Source organism: Fibrella musci (assembly GCF_041321105.1).
GTDB classification, from domain to species: domain Bacteria; phylum Bacteroidota; class Bacteroidia; order Cytophagales; family Spirosomataceae; genus Fibrella; species Fibrella musci.
In genome coordinates this window covers 606142-628748 of record NZ_JBGGWD010000006.1, presented here as the reverse complement: position 1 = coordinate 628748, position 22607 = coordinate 606142, and the positions used below count along the sequence as shown (strand labels likewise).

Sequence of the window (22607 nt, the reverse complement as noted above, 5' to 3'; positions counted from 1 at the left end):
ACGCAACGACTATGAACGACAATGAAATCAAGGCCCTGATCTCGCTGCTCGATGATGACGATACCGAAGTGATTGAGCACGTAGAAGGGCGCATCCGGCAAATTGGCTCAGCCGTTATTCCCTTTCTGGAATCGGAATGGGAAGGCAGCTTTAACCCCCATTTGCAGAAACGGATCGAAGAGTTAATCCATGATTTACAATACACCACGGTGCTCGACCGGCTTGTGGGCTGGAAAGACGGCGGCGGTATGGACCTGCTCGAAGGCCTGTGGATTATTGCCACTTACCAATACCCAGACCTCTCGCTCGACAAGCTCCGGCAGGACCTGGAACAACTTTATTATGATGCCTGGCTGAAGGTGCGCACCGACGTACACCCTGCCGATCAGGTGAAGGGAATGAACGGCGTTTTTTATAACGAAATGAAGTTTGCCCCCAACACCAAAAACTTCCATTCGCCCGCCAACTCGATGATCAATCAGGTGCTGGAAACCCGCCGGGGCAACACCATTTCGCTCTGCCTGATCTATATGATGGTAGCGCAGAAACTAGGACTGCCCATCTACGGCGTCAATCTGCCCAACCTGTTTGTGCTGACCTACAAAGCGCCCAATGGCGTGCAGTTTTACATCAACGTGTTCAACCGGGGCCTGATCTTCTCGACCAAAGACATCGACCACTACATCGCGCAGCTGAACCTGAAACCCGCCCCGATTTTCTATCAGCCCTGCACCAACATCGACATCATCCGGCGGATGCTCCGTAACCTGATGCTCTCGTTCGATCGGAACGGCGATAAGGTACGTACCCAGGAAGTTGAGCGGATGCTGGAAGCCCTCACCGACCCTGCCGATTCGCTGCCGCTGTCTGACTTTACGCAGCGATAGCGGGCTGCGCCGCGTGGATGGCATGGATGGTGGGAGCTGCGCTCATGGAAGTCGCTCTCTCGTCTGTACCATCCCTGCGGCGAAGCCACTCCCTGCACGAAGTACCCTGCCAGCCCCGCCTTTTCACACGTACACAACTTCGTAGCGCTTGCCGGGCAGGCTCCGAACGTACCCACGGAATTCCAGACTGAGCAGCAACGAAGCCAGAGCACCCATCGGAATCTGCGATTGCCAGCTTAGTTCATCGATGTGCAGGCCGGGTTTCTGACGCAGTAAAGCAACGAGCTGACTTTCCTGCGCCGTGAAATCGAGCGGCAAGGGCGTGGAGGCAGCGGATTTCCCCACCGCTTGTGCAGCAGGGTCCTGATCCCAGTTCAGGGCTTCGATCAGATCGTGGGGGCTGGTGTAAATCTGCGCCTTGTTTTCGCGAATCAGTTTGTTGCAGCCCGCCGAAAAAGCCTGCGATACCTGCCCCGGCACCGCAAACACCTCCCGGTTATAATTATTGGCATATTCGGCCGTAATGAGTGCCCCCCCTTTGGCGGCCGCCTCTACCACGACCACCGCATCGCTCAGCCCCGCAATGATGCGATTTCGAGCCGGGAAAAAGCGCGGATCAGGTTTGGTACCCGGCAGGTGTTCGGTCAGTAAACCACCCTGTTGTTGCATCTCCTGCGCCGTACGGCTGTGCACGGCCGGGTAAATGACATCCAGCCCACTGGCCATAACGCCCACCGTGGGCAATCCCGCCGCCAGACTAGCCCGATGGGCCGCAATGTCAATGCCGTAGGCCAGCCCGCTGATAATCGTTACCCCATACGGCTGCATCGCCTGCACCAGTTCTTCCGTGATACGACGGCCATAGTCGGTTGCCTGCCGGGTGCCGACCAGACCAATGGTGCGCGGCGCATTCAGATCGGCCTTGCCCAGACGAAACAGCAAGGCGGGCGCATCGTATAAGGTTTTGAGCCGGCTGGGGTAATCGGCGTCGGTATAAAACAGCGCGCGAGCCCCGAGCTTCTGAAGCCGGGTCAGGGCTTTTTCCGCATCGGCCAACGTACCTGAACCAGACGTACCCAGCAATGGCATGCCCGCTGCCTGCCGGATAGCGCGCACCGTTACCTCACCGACTCCCGGAATTTTGAGCAGCCTAGCGGGCGGTGTTGAAAAAACAGCCTCGGCTGAACCACAATAGCTGATCAGCTGGCGAATCATGACGCCACCGACGCCGGGCACCAGCGATAACGCAATTTGATAAAGAGACGCTTGAGATGATTCGGTAGCAGGCACGGTGAGAAGAGCAGTAGCCGCCAGTGAGCGGCGGCGTTACGGTAGACGCAATCATACCAAAAATCTGGTCGACTTACCAACGCAACCACTTCCGTTTTTTGGCTTACTAGCCAATTCGTCAGACAAGGTCATGACGGGTGTTTTCTATTCTCACTTATTCGTAAACATTACTGGCTACAAGCTGTTTATCCATAGTAGACAATCTTACTAGACAAAAAAGAGTAACCTTCTCATGAAAAAGCAATTGAAGCATGTGGCCCTTTTGGCCATCGCGACACTAGTTGGCACGGCCACCTATGCGCAGACGACAAACACGATGCCCCAACGACCTTCGTCGACGGGTAGCGTACCCAGCACACCCATGTCAGAGTCGGTCAATATGCCGTCTTCATCCGGGATGAGTTCTAAAGCATTAGGTACCGATCTAGCGGGTAGTCTGGCGTCGGCTGCTGATTTTTCAACCCTGCAAACCGCTCTGCAAGCGTCTGGCCTCGACCAGAATGCGAAAGAGCCGGGACCTTACACGGTTTTTGCCCCGTCTAATGCCGCTTTTGCCAAACTACCGGCTGGCGTTCTGCAAAGCCTGACCCAACCCGCTAACAAAGCCAAATTGCAACGCTTGCTGGCTTACCACGTGGTGTCGGGCAACGTGATGGCAAGCGACCTCAAAGACGGTCAGAAAATCAAGACGGTAGCGGGCGGCACCCTGACGGTGCGGAAGCAAGGCAGCTCGGTTATGCTGACCGACGGTAGCGGTGGTTCTGCCATGGTAACAACCGCCGATATTCAGGCCACCAACGGCACGGTTCACGCCATTGACACAGTGCTGATGCCTGCCAACTAAGCAGCAACCTTGGTAGCCGATCATTCAGCTCACCAACATTAAATTCTCATTAACCAGCTATTGACTGATTTTACGAAGCCATAACAGGCACGTAACCGTCAGGTAATAGCTGGTTTCTTCTTTTGCGGAAGTTTTGTGTAACACCCAACACTTCCCTTTATGAAATTAACTGCTTTACAGATGCTGGTAGCCGCCGCCGCGTTATCGGCCGCTGGTTGTCATCAAACCGAAGGTCCTACTACCGAAGCGGTCAATAGCAACATCAGCCTCACCAACCAGTCGGTCAACCCGGCGTTGGTAAAGGCGCTGTCGGGATTCGATAACCTTCAGATTACCACGCTTATCAGCAGTGACGACAAGCTCGCGCAATCGCCCGATTTTGTCTTTGGCGGCCAACCCGACGGAGCTGGTTTGCTGAAAGATCCCAACAGTGATGGCTACGTGCTGATCAACAACCACGAGTACATGCAGTCGGTGTCGCGGGTCTATCTCGACAAAACATTCAAGCCTGTCAAAGGCGAATATATCGTTGATTACGAGGGCGGTACATGGCGGCTCTGTTCGGCATCGATGGTTACTCCAGCCGAACACGGTTTCGGGCCATTGTTTCTGACGGCGGGCGAAAGCGGGGCCGAATCGATGGTGCACGCCATTAACCCATTGGGCACGGCCGACAAGAAGAACAAAGACCGCGTGCTACCCGCTCTCGGTAAAGCCAGCATGGAAAATGCCGTACCGCTGCCCAAAACAGCTTATCCCGGTAAAACCGTGGTCATCCTGGGCGAAGATAACGGCGACGGGCAGTTGTTGGCCTACGTGTCGAATACGGTAGGTGACCTGCAAAACGGCAAACTCTATTTCCTGCGCCGTACCAACCAGGACGCGGTCGAAACCAGCATGGTGCAGGGACAACCCTACGACGTAGAGTTTGTGGAGGTAACCGATGCCAAAACGCAGACGGGCGCGCAGATTGCCGCCCAGTCCGTCGAGAAGAAGGCTATCCAGTTTGCCCGCGTCGAAGACATCGATTACCGCAAAGACGGGCAGGGCCGCGATGTGTTTTTCACGGCCACGGGCCAAGCCCAGGGCGACCGGCTGACGCCCATTGCGGGCAAAACTATGTGGGGTCGGGTGTATCGTCTGCAAATGGACGCCGCTGATCCGCTCAAAGGCAAGCTGTCGATCATCGCCGATGGCGGCGTTGACCCCGGCAACAACATCGTGAACCCGGATAACCTCTGCGCGACGAAAGACTACGTTTATATTCAGGAAGACGGCGACTCGTTTTACATCAATAACAAACACGATGGGCGCATCTGGCAGTATTCGCTGGCGACCGGTCAGTTGAAACCGATGCTGGAAATGAATCACCGCCGCGACGACGCTACCTTCAACGCCAAGTACAACTCAGCCGCTTCGTCGCTGCTCAGTTCCTGGGAGTATGGCGCCATGTACGATGTATCGGACATCATTGGCGTGCCGAACTCGTTTATCGTGAACCTGCACCCACACACCTGGCGCGACATGAAGTACAACAACGCCGACGGTAGCGCCGGCTCGAAAGCGGCCAGCATAACGGCCGCAAACGGCTCGTTTACCGAAGGTGGTCAGGTTGTGCTGATCCGGGGCGTTCAGAAATAACCCTTATCGATTACGGTCACCATGGGCTGGCGGGCTTCACAGGCTTCGCCAGCCCATTTTATATAGTATCTTTAGCAAGCATGAAGCTCCTTCTTCCCTTCTTTGGCATGGCAGCGCTGTTCGTTGTGCTGTTTGGCTTTATCGAGGCCCGGTCGGCGCAGGAACAGACAACCCAACGGGCAAAAGCGCAGGTAGTGGCGCAGCTGGAAGCGCTGCAAACTTTTGTCGATTCGACCTTTTCGCCCCTTGCGCAACGTACCCAGTCGACTGATGCCCTGCAGGCGGCTTTCCAGACGTTTCGGCTCCGTTATAAGCGGATCGAACCGGTTACGGCCTATTACATGCCCCACACCAACCGGCAGCTCAACGGCCCGCCCCTGCCCGAAATCGAAGTAGAGGAACACAAGACCTTTGAGCCCGGTGGTTTGCAGGTGATCGAAACGATGCTCTATCCGGCCTTCGATACGACAAACCGGGCCGAGTTGCTTCGCGAAGTGGCCAAATTTCGCCGCGAACTCAACTCCGCCCGTTATCTCTGGTACGCCACCGCCCTCACCGACAACCACCTGTTCGACCTGATGCGGCTGGGTACGTTCCGGCTCGCCGCGATGGGCATCAGTGGGTTCGATACACCCGCCTGCCGCTCGGCCATTCCCGAAGCGGCCGAAACCCTTCGATCCATTCAGCGCTTGCTGTCGCTGTACAAGCGCAACAACGACGCCTACCGGCAGCTTAATCGCCGCCTCGATGGGGCTATCGCTTTTTGCCAGCGCCAACCCGATTTTAACCAGTTTGACCGGGCAACGTTCCTGCGAACGTACCTGAACTCTATCTCAGCCGGCCTGCTCGACTACCAACGCTCGTTGGGCATTGCACCACTGACAGACCAACGCCCGCTGAATGCCGCCGCCCCGACGTTGTTTGCGCCCAATGCCTTCAACGCGGCCTTCTACGCCCCCACAGCCGACCAACGCCCCACACCGGCCCGCGCCGCACTGGGTCGGCGGCTCTTCAGTGATCCTATTCTCTCGGGCAATGGGCAACGCTCCTGCGCCACCTGCCATCAGCCCGAGCGGGCCTTTACGGATGGCCTGACACGGGCGTTTCCGATTGGCATCGTCGACACGCCGCTGCGTAACACGCCCACGTTGCTCAACGCGGCCTTGCAGGCGGGTTATTTCTATGACCTGCGCACCAACACGCTCGAAAGTCAGGCGTTCGATGTGGTGCATAATCGGGCCGAAATGGCGGGGTCGCTCGATGAAGCGGCTCGGCGGCTTCGCGTCAGCCCAGCGTACATGGCGGCGTTCAAAAAAGCGTTCCCGGCTGATCAGCGCCCAATTAGCGCCGACCAGATTCAGAATGCGCTGGCCAGCTACGAACGGTCACTGGTGTCGCTCAACAGCCGGTTTGATCGGTACATGCGTGGGCAAACGGCGGCCCTTAACGCCGACGAAGTGCGGGGGTTCAACATCTTTATGGGTAAAGCGCAGTGCGGCACCTGCCATTTCATGCCGCTCTTCAACGGTACAGTGCCGCCCGAGTTTACAACGATCGAGTCGGAGGTTATTGGCGTTCCGGCCCGCGCCGACAACCGGCAGCTCGACACCGATGCCGGCCGGTACGTGCACACCAAACTCGATCCATTGCAATACGCCTTTAAAACGCCAACCCTCCGCCATATCGCCCAAACGGCCCCCTACATGCACAACGGCGTGTACCGGACCCTCGACGAAGTAGTTGATTTTTACGATAAAGGCGGCGGCGTAGGGTTGGGCTTTTCGCTGCCCAATCAGACCCTATCCGCCAACAAACTGGATTTGACGGCAGCCGAAAAAAAAGCATTGGTGTCGTTTTTGAAGGCGTTATAAGCCTACACCCCTCCCTACATTCGACTACTTTTAACGAGATTCCTTCAAACCAAATACCACTTGGTTAGTTAGCCATAAGTAGTAGTACCCAGCCATATCGGCATCACTTAACACTCCTATTCTCATGGGCTTTTTGTATTCGATTATCATCGGTGGTATAGCCGGTTATCTGGCTAGCCGCTTCATGGGCAGCCATAACTCGGCACTGGTCAACATCATTCTGGGCATTGTTGGTGGCTTTGTAGGCGGGTTTGTTGCGAAACGCCTTGGCAATGACCCCGACAACGATGGTCTCGTCATGAATCTGCTGATTGCTTTTATAGGAGCGGTCATCCTCATCTTCATCGGCAGGTTATTTTAACCACTAGCTGTTACTGACTCTTGGAACGTACCTGCGCATCGACTTTCAACCGGGTTGATGCGCAGGTACGTTTCTTTTGTTTTATTCTGAAGCCGTAAAAATCTGTTTATAAAACCGAGGCACGCCAATTAAGGGCTTGGCTTTTTCAACCGTTACAAATAATTCCATTGAATTAATTAGTCGTGCTAAAAAAAATAATTCGAAATAATTTGACAACTAACTCTTTTTCTTCGCACCTTTGTCACAACAAACGCACAATCATGTTCACGCGCAATCAATATCAAAGCTATTATCAACACTGCCACAGGCAGCGGGAAAGCTTGTATTGACTACACTGAACCAGAGTCATACCAAAATCCCCTGTCGGCATCAACTGGCAGGGGATTTTTTCGTTTAAGCAATTCATTTCCAACCAACGGGGTATCGTATAGCGGCAATTACACCGGACTGTAAATCCGGCGCTTCGGCTTCGCAAGTTCGAGTCTTGCTGCCCCGACTGTTTCGTATAGTTCACCAGCTTCTGACCAGTAACAACCCTAATTTTCACTATAAATCACTCATAAAATGAGTATATAGGCAAACGTTCTCTTTACTAAATAAAACTACCTTAAGCCAGTACTGGCAATTGGCATGTTGGTAGCACTTTGTCTAATTTTTTCAAGCACCTTTTTAAAAAACATAATTCGTAATTTACTTTTTAACGCTATTTCTATTAAAAATAGTGGCGGGTCATATAACGGTTATTATACCAGAATTTGGATCTGGTCATCGCGGTTCGATTCCGCGCCTGCCATCTCATGAAGCCCTGCTGACGCCTGGTGCACGCGATGTATCAGCAGGGTTTTAAAAGGCCTCAGTCTACGTAAGCGGCAAAATCAATTTTTCGATCTGCGCGAAAGCGTGTTACTTCCGGAATTGACAAAGGAAGCATACCATGAAGCGTGTGAAGGTAGGGGTAGTTCAGGCGACACCCGTCTTGTTTGATCTGGAAAGGAGTGTCGAGGTGGTGTTAGCCTGGCTGGAAAAAGGAGCGGCAGCGGGCTGCCAGTTGCTGTTGTTTCCCGAAACGTTTCTGCCCTGCTACCCAAGAGGGTTACGCTTCGATGCTGTCGTCGGTCGGCGTTCGGACGAGGGCCGCACTATGTGGCTAGACTTTTGGGCGAACAGCGTCGAGGTTGATTCGCCCGAGATCAGGCGCATCAGTGAGGCCGTGCGGCAATCAGGTATGCTGGTTGCCCTGGGCGTTACCGAGCGCGAGCCCGTGGGCGGTTCGCTGCATTGCAGCCTGTTGTATTTTGGGAAAGATGGCCGGTTGCTGGGTAAACACCGGAAACTGAAGCCGACGGGCCTCGAACGGTACATCTGGGGCGAAAGCGATGGCCGTTCGCTGGTTAGCTTCCAGACCGAATTGGGCAAGATTGGCGGGCTTATTTGCTGGGAAAACTACATGCCCCTTGCCCGAACGGCTCTCTATCAGAAAGGCGTAGAGATTTATCTGGCCCCTACCGCCGACGCCCGCCCAAGCTGGCAGGCGACTATGCAACATATTGCCCTGGAAGGTCGCTGTTTCGTGCTATCGAGCAATCAGTTCGTGACCAAAGCCGATTATCCCGACCGTTATCAGGAGGCTATCCGCGATGAACCCGAGATCATGAGCCGGGGCGGCAGCGTGATTATTTCGCCGATGGGCGAGGTATTGGCCGGCCCGCTCTGGGATCAGGAAGGACTGCTGACTGCCGAACTGGACTTTACCGAACTCGTTAAAAGCAAGCTGGATTTCGACTGCGTGGGGCATTACGCCCGCAACGATGTCTTCCAACTCTCGGTCATTGGCCAACCCGACATGATCAACGTACCTGAACAGCCTTAACGCAATCGGGTGACCCCACGAGATACAGGGCTGGTTTCTACACTGTCTAGTGCCGATCAGCAGACAGATTCTGGGTTGTGCTGTTCCGTTTGGTTACGCGGTCGTTTGGTTGCCGCCGACTAACTAAATTTAAACACGGCCAGGATGATGATAGCTAAGAACAGCAACGTTTGAACCCAGTGAAACCGAGTCAGTTTTGTGACGGCGGGGTTGAGCTGTAAAGGCAGAGTAGTGCTTTCCGCAGCCAGGTTATTGCTTAACTGTTTCAATTGCGGACTGCCCACCAGAAGGCCATTCAGCGGGAGCAGCAGGATTAGCCCTAGTTTTACCTGAAGCCAGAGCTGGTGCAAAAAAACGCCCCTGCTTATCAGTGTGAGGCCGACCCCGGAAAAGGCCAACAAGACACCACCCGCCAGCAAGACCATGCCAAGACCCGACATAAGGTTTAAAAGAACAACTGAGGCTTTTCCCTTCGTCTTCAATAGGCTTGTAAACGTGCGAAAGACCACTAACTCGGTTACCGTGGTTCCGGCCATGAGGGCAAGCCCCGAAAGGTGTATAACCAGCAACAATTGGCGTAGGGTGAACGGATCCATCAGGCAGTCTTCTTTTTATCCTCGTTGAATAATAAAAAACTGGTTAGGGCCATGTAAACAGCCGTGAAGCCATGCACCAACAAGCGTGGCAGGTCCAGCCCATTATGTCCGTAGACCAGTAGACAGTCAGTGAACGGGATGATGATAGCCGCCGTAAACACATAAGCGGTCGCTTTCTTCATTCGGCCTAGCAATAAGGCAAACAGGGCTATTCCCGAGAAAATATCGCGGATTCCCTTTAACCGCCCCAGGGTAATATCGGAGCCGCTTGACGGCTGAAGCCCGAAATTTTCCACACTGACCTGAGGGGCCACCATGAACCGGATGCCGAGGACCAGAATCCCCAGCGCGATGAACAGAGTCATCCAATAGGATACCGACTGCCAGCCCCATGGGGCCATTTCTGCTGCTGTTTTCATATAGTGATTGTTTGAGACAACAAAGCTCACCCTGAAAAAACAGGCAGTCATTCACCCAGGTTAATTAATGCTTTTGAGCCATTCTTTTTCGAATACGGCTTAGGGATTGAGGCTTAATGCCAATGTAAGAGGCGATGTAATATTGCGGAATACGCTGCGCTAAATCGGGAAACGTATCGAAGAAGGTTTGGTAGCGCAGTTCGGGCGGGTCAGTATAGAGCGAGTTAATCTGATGAATGGCCGTCACATAAACCTCGCCAATGGCTAACCGCCCAAAGCGTTCCCCATGTTGAACTTGTGCGTAAAACAGGTCCATATTGGCGTGGCTAATGGCATACACCGTAGCAGCTTCCAGCGCCTGAATGTTAGTCCGGGATGGCTGCTGGGGCAGAAAGCTGGCATAATCGCAGACAAACTCACCCTCATTATTGAAGTAGCTTGTTTTTTCCTCCCCGTCGGTACTGGCATAATAGCGGACCAGGCCCTTTTCAATAAAATATATGTTGTTGCAGACCTGGCCAGCCTGCAGCAAATGCTCGCCTTTTTTGAGTTTCAGTTGGCGAAACAACGTAGCAATGATGGCCACGTCCTGAGCGGAAAGGGGGATATACTGCTGAATGATTCTGAGAAGAAGCTCCATCCTCAAAAATAAACATAGTATCCATTCGCTAAATCAGGTATATAACTGTTGTACTCAACGCTGTACCTGATAAGAAAAAAGCCACTTACGTTGAATCGTAAGTGGCTTTTTTTCGACTGGCGGGACACGCCACCGTCCTAAAACAAAAAAGCCAGTCATTGCTGACTGGCTTTTGTCGGGAAGGCGGGATTCGAACCCACGACCTCTTGCACCCCATGCAAGCACGCTACCGGACTGCGCTACATCCCGTTTGGGACTGCAAATATAATGTACAATGCATGATGTACAATGCACAATGGCAGCTTAGGCACAAAAATCTTGATCAGGCTGCCATTGTGCATCGTACATCATGCATTGTACATTAAAACTTACTTCTTCGGATCGAGCGCCTGCTGGATGCGCGCCTGCACGTCGGCCAGGTGGTAACGGCTCATGGCGTCGGTTTGGCGGGGGAGCGACCCGGCAATACTACGTTGTAGCGCCACCAGTTGCCCCCGAACAACCGACATGATATCCGACTTGCGGATGTCGGTAACCGGGCCTGGATTAAAGCGGAAACCTGCTCCACTGAACGGAGCAGCGCCAGCGCCCGTTGACGCGGGTGTATTCAGCACAGCAATCAGCTTCTCGGCGTACGCTTTTTGCAGGTTACGACGGTAAATGTCGATGGCCTTGCCGGTTCCCAATTCGCTGTAGATGCCGTTTTGCAAATCGGTCATAAACTCGATCAGCGTGTAACCACCTTTGCCAAAACTGCCTGAGCCGGTTTCAATCAGGCGCGACAGCCGACCCACATCCATGAGGCTGTTCAGCGTTGTTTCCTGCAACGTCCGTACATAATCGACACCCTGATCGGCGCGTACCAGCGGCATAATCTTGGCGTCGAGCAGCCAGGTCGGTGTCTGGAACAACTGCGTGTTCAGGAATGTCATGGCCTCTTTCTGAAGCACGCGCGGCGTCGGCTCGTAAACGATACCTGCCTGATCGTAGGTACGTGGTGTTTCGTAAATCCCACCCACATACTTCGTTACGTGGCCCATGTACCGCCGGAACTGGCCAACGATTTCGCCGTACATCTCGCGCAGTTTATCGTAATCTTCGGCCTCTTCGCGGGTCCATTCGGTTAGGTTAGGCAGGATACGCTTCAGGTTTTTGATGCCGTATTCGCTCGCTTTCATGGCGTTATCACCAAGGTCTTCGCTTTGTGAGCGCGGGTCCATCGGGTTAATCTCGGTGCCAAACCAGTAGCGCGGGTCATTGGCGTGGCTCTGCACCATCTTATTCAGCACCAGCTTGTCGGCCGTGGCATCCTTGGTGTCGTAAACCGGCTTGTAACCCCATTCAACGGCCCAGATGTCGTAGGTGCCGATGCGCGGAAACAGATCAGTAATGCCGTCTTCGGGCTGGGCTACGTAGTTAAATCGGGCGTAGTCCATAATCGACGCCGTGTGGCCGTTCTGAGCGATAAAGGCTTTGTCGCGCAGTTTCTCGACTGGCGTAGCGTGGCTTGAGCCAAAGTTATGGCGCAGACCCAGCGTGTGACCAACTTCGTGGCTCGATACAAACCGAACCAGTTGACCCATCAGTTCATCGTCGAACTTGGGTTTGCGCGCACGAGCATCCACGGCGGCACCCTGCACTACGTACCACTTCCGCAACAGGTTCATCACGTTGTGGTACCAGCCAATGTGGCTCTCGATAATCTCTCCCGAGCGCGGGTCGTGTACGTTCGGACCATATGCATTCTCAATGTCTGACGCGAAATAGCGAATGACCGAATACCGGGCGTCTTCGAGGCTCATCGTCGTGTCGCGCAGATCCCAGTCTTTGGCCATGATCGCGTTTTTCCAGCCCGCTTTCTCAAAAGCTTTCTGCCAGTCGGCCACACCTGCTTTCAGGAATGACCGCCACTTGTAGGGCGTCGCCGGATCGATGTAATACACGATGGGTTTCTTGGGCTCGATCAGCTCGCCGCGCTTCTGCCGCTCGGCGTCGGCGTCCGACTTGGCTTCGAGCCGCCAACGTACCGCAAAGGTCTCGTCTTCGGTTCGCTGCGAATTATCGTCGTAAACGGTGTAGTTCGACGCAAAGAAGCCAACGCGCGAGTCGAACAGGCGTTTACGCATGGGGTTTTTCGGCAGCAGAATCATCGACACGTTCACCTCCATTGTAACGGCTCCGGCATCGCTTCCACCCGGCAGGCTGACCGTAGGCAGCGGCGAGGGCGTCGGTGACGGCGGCGTTGGGGCGGTGTTTACCGTGAACGTGCGAGTGACACGTACCTCGGTATTGATCGGAAATGAGCGGATCGTCTGGATAAACGAGCGGTCGGTGGCGGCGGCGGTGATCCGATAACGGAACTTGGTCGCGGGCGTCAGCGATACCACCTGATTATCGTTTCGGAAGAAATCGGTCACCTCGATCACCGACGACGAATCTTTGCGGATTGCCCGGATGTCGAAGGCGGACGCAATCGGCTCGACGTTGGAGTTACGAACAGCCTGCGAAATGGGCAGCGTATCGCCACCAGCCGTGCCGACGTTGATGTAGCTCACCACCCGCAACAGCAGGCGACGGTCGGGGCCACGCTCCCAGCGAAGTACCTGCCGGTTGGCCAGTTCGCCGCCATAGCCTGCGCCGGTGGGGGCTTTAGCAATCCGGGTGATGGCCATGAACTCACGGCCCAGGAGCGAATCGGCGATTTCGAGGTAGTATTTATCGTCGATCTGGTGGGCCGTAAACAGGCCGCGGCTCGTTTTGGCCGCTTTCGTAATTACTTCCCGGTACGGTTTGATGGGTGTCCGGGGCGGGCCGGCAGCGTTAGGCGAAGCGGTGCTCGACGCGGGCGTAGCCGTGGCCGAAGCCGTTGATGAAGAGGTGGGCGCGCTGGGCCGTTGTGCCAGCACAGGTACGGCAAGGCCTAGTAGCAAAAGGCTGCCAAGCGCATTGCGAACCGCATTGCGGGGTAGAGAATGCATTAAGTACGTTTGTCTTTGATGTTTGGGGTTGGCGCCGTTATAGCGAAACAGACTAAACTACAAACGGCAATCGATAAACCCGCTTTTCCGGTCTAAATATCCCTGTTTTAAGCGGTTTTTGGGCCTTAATTCACCATTGACAGTCAGGTAGCTTAGGTAAAACTCTAGCATAACGTACCTGACAACGTACCTAGTCCAACCAGCTTACGATCAGGTACGTTGTAAAACAACAACGCCCCCGCATCAGATCGCTGCGGGGGCGTTGAACCCAGGTTTATAGGCGGTTTAGCGCGTGGCTAGTTTCGCCCACTACCCTGCTGTGCAGGCGGACGAGTAGTTTGGCGCTGTTGCTGCATGGGGTTCTGCCCCTGCGGACCAAACCGGCCCTGTTGCTGCTTGAACAACTGGAAACGGGTGGGCTTCGACGTGCGCGGAAACGAGTTATTCTCCGCATCGATGTCGGCGATCTCCTGGTAGGGGTCCAGCGTCCACTGCCGCACCTTCTTGTTGGTGGCGATCACCTTGCGGATCGACACATCGTTGAAGCGCCAGATCTCAGCCGGAAAACGAGCCACCGAGTCGGTGCCGTCCTCAAACTCCATCCGAATGATCACCGGCATGGGGATGCCCCCCTTGTTCTTCAGCGACAGCGTGTAGAAGTTCTGCTTGCCTTCCAGCACCGAGCGCTCCTCAGCCGTCAGCGTGGCCAGGTAGTCCTGGTAGCGCTTGCGGTCGGAGTCGGTGACAGCGTACTGGTCGTAGCTGTTGTAGAAGTCGCGCATGGTGGAGTCCTGGGCCACCACGCTCTCGTCTTTCTTGAGGGCATCGCGTTGTTTGCTGATGGTGTTCTGGCGGCGCTGAGCCTCGGCGCGGGCTTCGGCTTTCACCACCTCGGGGTTTTGGCTGCTGGGCTGATACCAATCTACTTCGACCAGATCCTGATCGACGGGCTCTACGCCGTAGAACCAACCTTTCCAGAACCAGTCGAGGTCCACGCCTGAGGCGTCTTCCAGGGTGCGGAAGAAGTCGGCGGGTTCGGGCGATTTGAAGGCCCAGCGGCGGGCGTACTCTTTGAAGGCGTAGTCGAACAGCTCGCGGCCCATCACCGTCTCGCGCAGGATGTTGAGCGCCGTAGCCGGTTTGGCATAGGCGTTGGCACCGAGGTTGATGACGTTGTCAGACGAGGTCATGATCGGGCTGAGCACCGCTTTGTCCGACTTCATGTAGTCGACAATAAATTGCGGTTCGCCGCGGCGGCTGGGAAAGTTGTAGTCCCACTCTTTCTCGGCAAGGTACTGGCAGAAGGTGTTCAGGCCTTCATCCATCCAGGTCCACTGGCGCTCGTCGGAGTTGACGATCATGGGGAAGAAGTTGTGGCCAACTTCGTGAATGATCACACCGATCATGCCGGCTTTCACACCCTCCGAATACGTACCGTCGGCTTCGGGGCGACCACCGTTGAACGAGATCATGGGGTATTCCATGCCGCCGCCAGCCGTCGCGTGGCATGAAATCGCCACCGGATACGGGTATTTAATGGTGCGGTTGCCATACGACTTCAACGTGTGCTCAACTACGCGGGTCGAGTACTGCCCCCAGAGCGGATTACCTTCTTTCGAATAGAACGACATGCTCCAGATTTTCTTCCCGTCGCCATACACGTCGGTTTGCATGGCATCCCAGATAAACTTGCGGCTGCTGGCAAAGGCAAAATCCCGCACGTTGTCGGCTTTGTACACCCACGTCTTGGTGGCTTTCACATCGGTAGGCTGGGCTTTCTCAGCGGCCTCAGCTTCGGCCTGCGTCACGATCACCACCGGCGTTTTGCTACTGGCAGCCTGCGCCATGCGCTTCTGTTGCGTAGCGCTCAGCACTTGCTTGTAGTTGAGGCATTCACCCGTCGAGCCCACGACGTGGTCGTTCGGTACCGTGATGGCGACTTTGTAATTACCGAAGATGAGCGTAAACTCGCCCTGTCCCAGAAACTGCTTGTTCTGCCAGCCGTTTACGTCGTTGTACGCACACAGACGCGGGAACCAGTGGGCGATGAAGTAATTGCTGTTACCATCCTTGAACTTCTCGTACCCACTACGGCCGTAGTATTCGGTTACGAAGTAGTTCCAGTCGACGTTGAACGAATAGGACGTACCTGGCTTCAGCGGCGCAGGCAGGTCGATCCGCATCATCGTTTCGTTGATGGTGTATTTCAACGGCTGATTGCTTTTCCCGTCGGTAACGCGCGTGATCTTGTAGCCATACTTGTCGCTGGCCTGCTGTTGGCTGCGCTCACGCACCGACGTCAGGTTCTGCAACTGGGCGAAGCTCATACCACTCTCGTTGACGCCCCCCGTGCGGGTGATGCTGCCCGTTGACCCTTTGGCAAACAGGTTCTGGTCGAGTTGCAGCCAAATGTAGCGCAGTTCGTCGGTCGAGTTATTGTGATAGGTGACGGTTTCAGTCCCTATGATCTTCTGCTCAGCGTCGTTGAGCGTGACCTTGATGTCGTAGTCGGCCCGGTTCTGGAAGTAATCTTTACCCGGTGCCCCCGCCGCCGTGCGGAAGGTGTTGGGCGTGGGCAGCATCGGCCCAAGCTGCTCAAACTTATTATTGGCGTTCTGGGTCGGGGCGGTAGGCGCCTGTGCCAGTGCGGCAACTGACCCCAGGGCCAGGCTCGCCATTATTAGTGTTTTTCTCATGGTTTATTGACTAAGTAGGTACTAGACTAGTTTCGACCACTACCCTGTTGCGCGGGCGGGCGCGCAGCCGGGCGTTGCTGTTGCATGGGGTTGCCCGCAGCCGGCCGCTGTTGCTGCTTGAAGAGCTGGAAACGCGTGGGCTTCGACGCTACGGCCGGGAACGAATTGTCTTCCGTGTTGATGTCGGCGATCTCCTGGTAGGGGTCCAGCGTCCACTGCCGCACCTTCTTGTTGGTGGCAATCACCTTGCGGATCGACACATCGTTGAAGCGCCAGATCTCAGCCGGAAAACGAGCCACCGAGTCGGTGCCGTCCTCAAACTCCATCCGAATGATCACCGGCATGGGGATGCCCCCCTTGTTCTTCAGCGACAGCGTGTAGAAGTTCTGCTTGCCTTCCAGCACCGAGCGCTCCTCAGCCGTCAGCGTGGCCAGGTAGTCCTGGTAGCGCTTGCGGTCGGAGTCGGTGACAGCGTACTGGTCGTAGCTGTTGTAGAAGTCGCGCATGGTGGAGTCCTGGGCCACCACGCTCTCGTCTTTCTTGAGGGCATCGCGTTGTTTGCTGATGGTGTTCTGGCGGCGCTGAGCCTCGGCGCGGGCTTCGGCTTTCACCACCTCGGGGTTCTGGCTGCTGGGCTGGTACCAATCAACATTTACTAACGTTTGGTCGACGGGTTGTACCGTGAAGAACCAGCCTTTCCAGAACCAGTCGAGGTCCACGCCTGAGGCGTCTTCCAGGGTGCGGAAGAAGTCGGCGGGCTCGGGCGATTTGAAGGCCCAGCGGCGGGCGTACTCTTTGAAGGCGTAGTCGAACAGCTCGCGGCCCATCACCGTTTCGCGCAGGATGTTGAGCGCCGTCGCCGGTTTGGTGTAGGCGTTGGGGCCAAACGTATTGCGCGGAATATTGTCTGAGCTGCTCATAACGGGCACCTGCTGCGTCGAGTCGAGTTTCATGTAGTCGACGATGTATTGCGGATCGATACCATGCGCCGGGAAATTGGGATCCCACTCCAGGCAGGCAAGGCCTTCGAGGAAGCTGTTCAGACCTTCGTCCATCCACGACCATTGCCGCTCGTCGGAGTTAACAATCATGGGGAAGAAGTTATGCCCCACTTCGTGAATGACCACCGAGATAAGGAAGTTCTTGGTGCCCACCGAATACGTGCCGTCGGCTTCGGGGCGGGCGCCGTTGAAACTCATCATGGGGTACTCCATACCGCCCACGGGGCCGTGTACCGAGTAGGCCACGGGGTACGGATACCCAATGGTACGACGTGAATACGACCGGAGCGTATGCGCAATCAGACGGGTCGAATACTGCCCCCACAACGGATTAGCTTCTTTCGGATAGAGCGACATCGCCCATACGCGCTTGCCTTCGATGTTCGGTTGCAGGGCGTCCCAGATGAACTTACGGCTGCTGGCGAAGGCAAAGTCCCGCACGTTATCGGCTTTGTACACCCAGGTTTTAGTCCCTGTCGGCTTCCCCTTCTCGGCAGCGGTAGCTTCCTCCTGCGTCACAATCGACACGGGGTTTTCGCCGGGCTTGTCGCCTTTGCCTTTGGCTTCATTCCAGCGCTTGAGCTGCGTAGCCGTCAGCACCTGGTTAGGGTTTTGCAGTTCGCCCGTTGCCCCGACGACGTGGTCGTTGGGGGCGGTGATGGCCACTCTGTAGTTGCCAAAGATGAGCGTGAACTCACCCTGCCCCAGAAACTGCTTGTTCTGCCAGCCCGTCACATCGCTGTAGGCGCACAGCCGGGGGAACCACTGGGCCATTTCGTAGATGTAGTTACCATCCTGCGAAAAGTATTCGTAGCCCGACCGAGCGCCCGTAGCGCGTGCATCCACAATGTTGAAGTTCCAGTCGATGACAAACGAATACGAGGCCCCCGCTTTGAGCGGCGTGGGCAGGTCGATCCGCATCATCGTTTCGTTGATGGTGTATTTCAGCGCTTTCCCGGCAGCATCGGTTACTCGCGTGATGTTGTCACCGTATGCCTTGGCATTCTTCCCGCTCAGGGCGTTCAACTGCGCAAACGAAGCGCCCCGGTCACTATTGATGCTGTTGGTCTGCGCCGTGCGACTGGTAGCTTCTGGACGGAAGGTGTTCTGATCGAGTTGCAGCCACAGGTACGTTAGCGCATCGGTCGAGTTGTTACGATACGTGATGGTTTCGGTCCCTGTAAGCTTTTGCTGCGTATCGTCGAGGGTGACTTTGATGTCGTAATCGGCCCGGTTCTGGAAGTAATCTTTACCCGGTGCCCCCGCCGCCGTGCGGAAGGTGTTGGGCGTGGGCAGCATCGGCCCAAGCTGCTCGAACTTCGTGTTAGCCTTGGTCGTCGACGGGGCTGTTTGAGCAATGGCCCGATCGCCCAACCATAGCACAGCGGCTACGGTCAGCATCGACCCAATAGTATGACGCATAAGAAGATGTTTGTTAATGGAATATCGGCTTAAAAGTACAGAAACTGCCTGTAAATACCGTCAATGACCGTATTTACAGAATGTCGTGATGACGAAATACTGCCCTATTTTGCAGCATGAAACACCTCTTCATCTTACTAAGCTGGTGCGCTTGTGCATTGCCCATGCTGGCGCAACCCACCCCGCCTACACCTACCGCAACGTCAGCCTTGAGCATCGAGACGATTATGCAGGACCCCAGGCAGTGGGTAGGTACGTCGCCCTCGGGGGTGTTCTGGTCTGACGACTCGCGCACGATTTATTTTACCTGGCACGATGCCCGATCGGCCGACAAAGCGCTGGGCGACTCGCTGTACAAGATTACGCTGCCCGACCCGGGAGCGGGCACTGCCCGAAACGCCTCCCTACCGGCCCCCGTCAAAGTGTCGATAGCCGAACGTCGCCTGTTGCCCTCGGCCGACGACAAACCGATCTACAACCGCGCCCGTACCCTTCGGCTTTATGAAAAGTACGGCGACATCTTTTTGCTCAACCGCCAGACAGGCCCATTGGGCGCGCAGGTACGTATGCTCACCAGCACTGTAGAGCGAGAATCGAACCCAGTATTTTCCGGCGACGAAAAGGCGGTTATTTTTACCCGGTCCCAGAACCTGTACCGCCTCGACCTGACCACGGGCTTCGTTGAGCAACTAACCAATTTTGATCCTGCCGCCAAAAAGCCAGACGCCAAGCCAACCGACCAGGAGTCGTGGCTGAAGAAAGATCAGCTGGCCTTGTTCGACGTGCTTCGGTTACGGAAAGCCAAACGCGACGAAACCGAACGCACGACCAAAGCCGAACAGCCCCACCGCCCCAAAACGATTGGCACCGATGGCCGCACCGTTATGAATGCCAGCCTCAGCCCCGATGGCCGGTTGGTTACCTACAACCTGATGCGGTCGGCGAGCAGCAAATCGACCATCGTGCCCAACTTCATCACCGAATCGGGCTTCACGGAAGACCTTCCCGCCCGCACTAAAGTAGGCGCGCCCTTGGCGGCGGTCGAGTTCATGGTGTATGACGTTCGGCGCGATACCGCCCTGACCATCAGCCTCGCCAGCCTCCCCGGCATTACCGACAAACCCGATTATCTGATGCCTGCTGCTGTCACAAGCGGCTCGGCTACGTCGGCAGGGCGCAGCACGGTCGCGGCCAGCGAAAAAACGGCGAAAGACACCACGACTACCCGCAAAGGAGCCACGACGGCCAAGGCCGCGAACCGACCCGTATACGTCAGCATGCCTGTGTGGGCCGAGGGGGCAACTGCCCGCTACGGCGTCGTGTCGGTCCGCGCTCTTGACAATAAAGACCGCTGGCTGATGCTTGTCGATACCGAAAGCCCAACAACGATGAAGCTTCTCGATCGGCAGCGCGACGAAGCCTGGGTGGGTGGCCCCGGCATCGGCGGTGCGTTCTCGCCAGGTACGTTGGGCTGGCTCGACGCCCAGACGATTTATTACCAGTCGGAAGCCGATGGCTACTCGCATTTGTACACGCAAAACGTGCTGACGGGTCAGAAAACCCAGCTCACCAAAGGCCGTTTTGAAGTGCAGCAGGTAGTGCTATCGGCCGACAAGCGCTTCTTCTACCTGACCACCAACGAACGCCATCCGGGTGAGCAGCACCTGTATCGCATGGCCGTTACGATGGGCCGCGACGGTATGCCGCAACGTACCCAGCTCACCACCATGACCGGTGCCAACGACGTCACCCTCTCGCCCGATGAGTCGCGTATGGCCATCCGGTATTCGGCCTCCAATAAGCCCTGGGAGCTTTATTTACTGGACGGTACGAAGAAGAAAGGCACCGAACCCACCGCCTTTGCCGGACCGGCCATACAACTGACACGCTCGACCACCGAACGCTTCCAGGCCTATCCCTGGCGTGAACCGGCCATGGTGACGATTCCGGCGCGCGACGGACAACCCATTTATGCCCGCCTGTACCAGCCAGCCGCCAACGCGGCCGTTAAAGCCACGGGCAAGGCCGTTGTGTTTGTGCACGGAGCGGGTTACCTCCAGAATGCGCACAAATGGTGGAGCCAGTACTTCCGCGAATACATGTTCCATAATCTGCTGGTCGACAAAGGCTACACCGTGCTCGACATCGACTACCGGGCATCGGCCGGGTACGGACGAGACTGGCGTACGGGTATCTACCGGTTTATGGGCGGGAAAGATCTTACCGACCACGTCGATGCAGCGGCCTGGCTCGTCAAAAACCACGGCGTCGACCCCAAACGAATCGGTATCTACGGCGGGTCGTACGGTGGCTTTATCACGCTGATGGCCATGTTTACTACGCCTGACGTGTTCAAGGCCGGTGCCGCGCTGCGCCCCGTTACCGACTGGGCCGCTTATAACCACGGCTATACCAGCAATATCCTGAACGAGCCTTATGCCGATACGCTCGCCTACCGCCGGTCGTCGCCCATTTACCATGCCGCCGGCCTGAAAGGTCACCTGCTCATCTGCCACGGTATGGTCGACGTGAACGTGCATTTTCAGGATGCCGTCCGGCTGGCACAGCGCCTGATTGAGCTAAAGAAAGAAAACTGGGAATTGGCAGCTTACCCCGTCGAAGATCATGGTTTTGTGGAACCAACCAGTTGGATGGACGAGTACAAGCGCATCCTGAAGCTGTTCGACGAGCGATTATGAATGTGCCCGCTGACACAGTTTAACCGCTTCCTAACTCGGATTTCGTAACACTGGCCAATGGGTTGCGTTTTTTCACTAGTTGGCCCCACTAAAACCCGCCAACTAGACTACGCAATGAAAAAGACCCTCATGCTGCTGGCCGTACTGGCCACTACCCTGACGATGGCGCAGGCCCAAGACGTAAAAGAAAACGCCAAAGCAACCGGCCGTCAGGCAAAACGGACCATGAATGCCGCTGGCGATAAAATCGACCGTGAAACCCGCGAAGCAAAAGCGGACGTGAAAGAAGAAGCGAACGAAGCGTCTCAGAAGACAAAACGGGCTACCAATAAGGCGCTTAACAAAACTAAGCGCACGATGAAAAAGACCGAGCGTAAGCTGGAGAGCAGCAAGTAGGCTGGTTCCTCAGATTCTAAAGCCGCCATGCGAACCCGCATGGCGGCTTTTATCGTTACGCAGCGACAGGCCACTCACTCTGCAACGTACCTATGCGTGCAGATTGGCGTGAAAGCCCTTTCGTACTTATTTTGCCGATATGACTCAACCGCTTACCGTCCTGCTGTTTGGCATCACCCGCGATCTGGTCGGGCAGTCGACAGTGGCCGTTCCCCTTACCGAAGGCGCCCGGGTTGCTGATCTGATGACGCGCCTCAACGAGCAATACCCGGCGTTGGCCAATGTGAAGTCAATACTGGTGGCGGTCAACAGCGAATATGCCGACCCCGACACGGTGTTGACCCCTTCCGATGAAGTAGCGCTCATCCCGCCCGTCAGTGGCGGATAAGTGTAGTTTTGGCGTTTCCGGCTTTTCCGTTTTTAGTTACGCTACTGCATTCAGTAGCCATAGCGGACTGCCGAAACATTGAGACCGGAACCTGAAACCTCTTTCTATGATAGCCCTAACTGCCGACCCTATCGACTTCAGTTCGGCGTATCACTACCTGCAAACCGACGAAGCCGGGGCCATTGATTTCTTCTTTGGCGTGGTACGTAACAATACCCAGCAGCGCGACGTACAGCAGCTCGATTACGAAGCCTACGGACCAATGGCCATTCGCGAGATGCAAAAAATTGCTGATGAGGCCTGCCGTCGCTGGAACGTGCTCAGGTACGTGGTTATTCACCGTACCGGCGTGTTGCGCATCGGCGAAATGGCGGTGCTGATTGGGGTAGCAACCCCTCACCGCGATGCGGCTTTCGAGGCCACGCGCTACATCATCGATACCATCAAACAAACGGTGCCGATCTGGAAAAAAGAGCGCTTCACCGACGGCGAAGTGTGGGTCAACGCAACGCCATGAATCCGTTTAGGGTTTGTAGTTTCGAGTTTACCGTTATCCGGGCAACGTACCCAAGGTCCGCGATAAAGCGTTCTTAACTCAAAACCATTAA

Annotated in this window: 17 protein-coding genes and 2 tRNA genes; 11 read left to right on the top strand and 8 right to left on the bottom strand. The window is 55.7% G+C overall.

Annotation, left to right across the window (positions count from 1 at the left end):
• Window positions 1-11 precede the first annotated feature (11 nt).
• Entirely contained in the window at window positions 12-887 is an 876-nt protein-coding gene (locus ACAW74_RS21945) for a transglutaminase-like domain-containing protein (RefSeq protein WP_015330116.1), read from the top strand.
• Window positions 888-1010: 123 nt separating this feature from the next.
• Here the strand turns inward: ACAW74_RS21945 and dprA are convergent, their stop codons facing one another.
• Window positions 1011-2102: a DNA-processing protein DprA gene (gene dprA, locus ACAW74_RS21940; protein WP_370700375.1), complete on the bottom strand. Its 1092-nt coding sequence runs from the start codon at window positions 2100-2102 to the stop codon at window positions 1011-1013.
• Window positions 2103-2409: 307 nt separating this feature from the next.
• On the opposite strand from dprA, the gene ACAW74_RS21935 reads away from it, so the two are divergent.
• The 6 genes from ACAW74_RS21935 to ACAW74_RS21910 all read left to right on the top strand — a co-directional run bounded on the left by ACAW74_RS21935 (window position 2410) and on the right by ACAW74_RS21910 (window position 8764).
• Complete coding sequence (locus ACAW74_RS21935) at window positions 2410-3021, top strand: fasciclin domain-containing protein (RefSeq protein ID WP_370700374.1); 612 nt, start codon at window positions 2410-2412, stop codon at window positions 3019-3021.
• Window positions 3022-3180: 159 nt separating this feature from the next.
• Window positions 3181-4662 (top strand): alkaline phosphatase PhoX, encoded by a 1482-nt coding sequence (locus ACAW74_RS21930; RefSeq protein ID WP_370700373.1) that lies wholly within the window; start codon window positions 3181-3183, stop codon window positions 4660-4662.
• A gap of 80 nt (window positions 4663-4742) precedes the next feature.
• A complete protein-coding gene (locus ACAW74_RS21925) occupies window positions 4743-6533 on the top strand; it encodes a cytochrome-c peroxidase (protein WP_370700372.1) in 1791 nt (596 codons plus the stop codon).
• Between the two features lie 124 nt (window positions 6534-6657).
• A complete protein-coding gene (locus ACAW74_RS21920) occupies window positions 6658-6894 on the top strand; it encodes a GlsB/YeaQ/YmgE family stress response membrane protein (RefSeq protein WP_370700371.1) in 237 nt (78 codons plus the stop codon).
• A gap of 416 nt (window positions 6895-7310) precedes the next feature.
• Window positions 7311-7390 (top strand) — tRNA-Tyr (locus ACAW74_RS21915).
• Between the two features lie 438 nt (window positions 7391-7828).
• A complete protein-coding gene (locus ACAW74_RS21910; RefSeq protein ID WP_370700370.1) occupies window positions 7829-8764 on the top strand; it encodes a carbon-nitrogen hydrolase family protein in 936 nt (311 codons plus the stop codon).
• Between the two features lie 119 nt (window positions 8765-8883).
• Here the strand turns inward: ACAW74_RS21910 and ACAW74_RS21905 are convergent, their stop codons facing one another.
• The 7 genes from ACAW74_RS21905 to ACAW74_RS21875 all read right to left on the bottom strand — a co-directional run bounded on the left by ACAW74_RS21905 (window position 8884) and on the right by ACAW74_RS21875 (window position 18516).
• Window positions 8884-9360, bottom strand: coding sequence for a DUF2214 family protein (locus ACAW74_RS21905; protein ID WP_370700369.1), 477 nt, complete (start codon window positions 9358-9360; stop codon window positions 8884-8886).
• Window positions 9360-9779 (bottom strand): DUF4267 domain-containing protein, encoded by a 420-nt coding sequence (locus tag ACAW74_RS21900; RefSeq protein WP_370700368.1) that lies wholly within the window; start codon window positions 9777-9779, stop codon window positions 9360-9362. Before ACAW74_RS21900 ends, ACAW74_RS21905 begins: the two co-directional genes overlap by 1 nt.
• Window positions 9780-9843: 64 nt before the next feature.
• A complete protein-coding gene (locus ACAW74_RS21895) occupies window positions 9844-10419 on the bottom strand; it encodes a Crp/Fnr family transcriptional regulator (protein WP_370700367.1) in 576 nt (191 codons plus the stop codon).
• Between the two features lie 175 nt (window positions 10420-10594).
• Window positions 10595-10668 (bottom strand) — tRNA-Pro (locus ACAW74_RS21890).
• 119 nt (window positions 10669-10787) lie between these two features.
• The gene (locus tag ACAW74_RS21885) at window positions 10788-13397 is read right to left on the bottom strand and encodes a zinc-dependent metalloprotease (RefSeq protein ID WP_370700366.1); all 2610 of its coding nucleotides are present in this window, start codon (window positions 13395-13397) and stop codon (window positions 10788-10790) included.
• 296 nt (window positions 13398-13693) lie between these two features.
• A complete protein-coding gene (locus tag ACAW74_RS21880) occupies window positions 13694-16093 on the bottom strand; it encodes a M1 family metallopeptidase (protein ID WP_370700365.1) in 2400 nt (799 codons plus the stop codon).
• Window positions 16094-16119: 26 nt separating this feature from the next.
• Window positions 16120-18516, bottom strand: a complete 2397-nt coding sequence (locus tag ACAW74_RS21875; protein WP_370700364.1) for a M1 family metallopeptidase — start codon at window positions 18514-18516, stop codon at window positions 16120-16122.
• Between the two features lie 116 nt (window positions 18517-18632).
• Here ACAW74_RS21875 and ACAW74_RS21870 point away from each other — a divergent pair, with 116 nt between their 5' ends.
• From ACAW74_RS21870 to ACAW74_RS21855, 4 genes are all read left to right on the top strand, one after another.
• A complete protein-coding gene (locus tag ACAW74_RS21870; RefSeq protein WP_370700363.1) occupies window positions 18633-21215 on the top strand; it encodes a prolyl oligopeptidase family serine peptidase in 2583 nt (860 codons plus the stop codon).
• Between the two features lie 114 nt (window positions 21216-21329).
• On the top strand, window positions 21330-21611 hold the full coding sequence (locus ACAW74_RS21865; protein WP_370700362.1) for a hypothetical protein: 282 nt from the start codon (window positions 21330-21332) through the stop codon (window positions 21609-21611).
• 139 nt (window positions 21612-21750) lie between these two features.
• Window positions 21751-21999: a MoaD/ThiS family protein gene (locus tag ACAW74_RS21860; protein ID WP_370700361.1), complete on the top strand. Its 249-nt coding sequence runs from the start codon at window positions 21751-21753 to the stop codon at window positions 21997-21999.
• 106 nt (window positions 22000-22105) lie between these two features.
• Window positions 22106-22516 (top strand): molybdenum cofactor biosynthesis protein MoaE, encoded by a 411-nt coding sequence (locus ACAW74_RS21855; RefSeq protein WP_370700360.1) that lies wholly within the window; start codon window positions 22106-22108, stop codon window positions 22514-22516.
• Window positions 22517-22607: the final 91 nt, after the last annotated feature.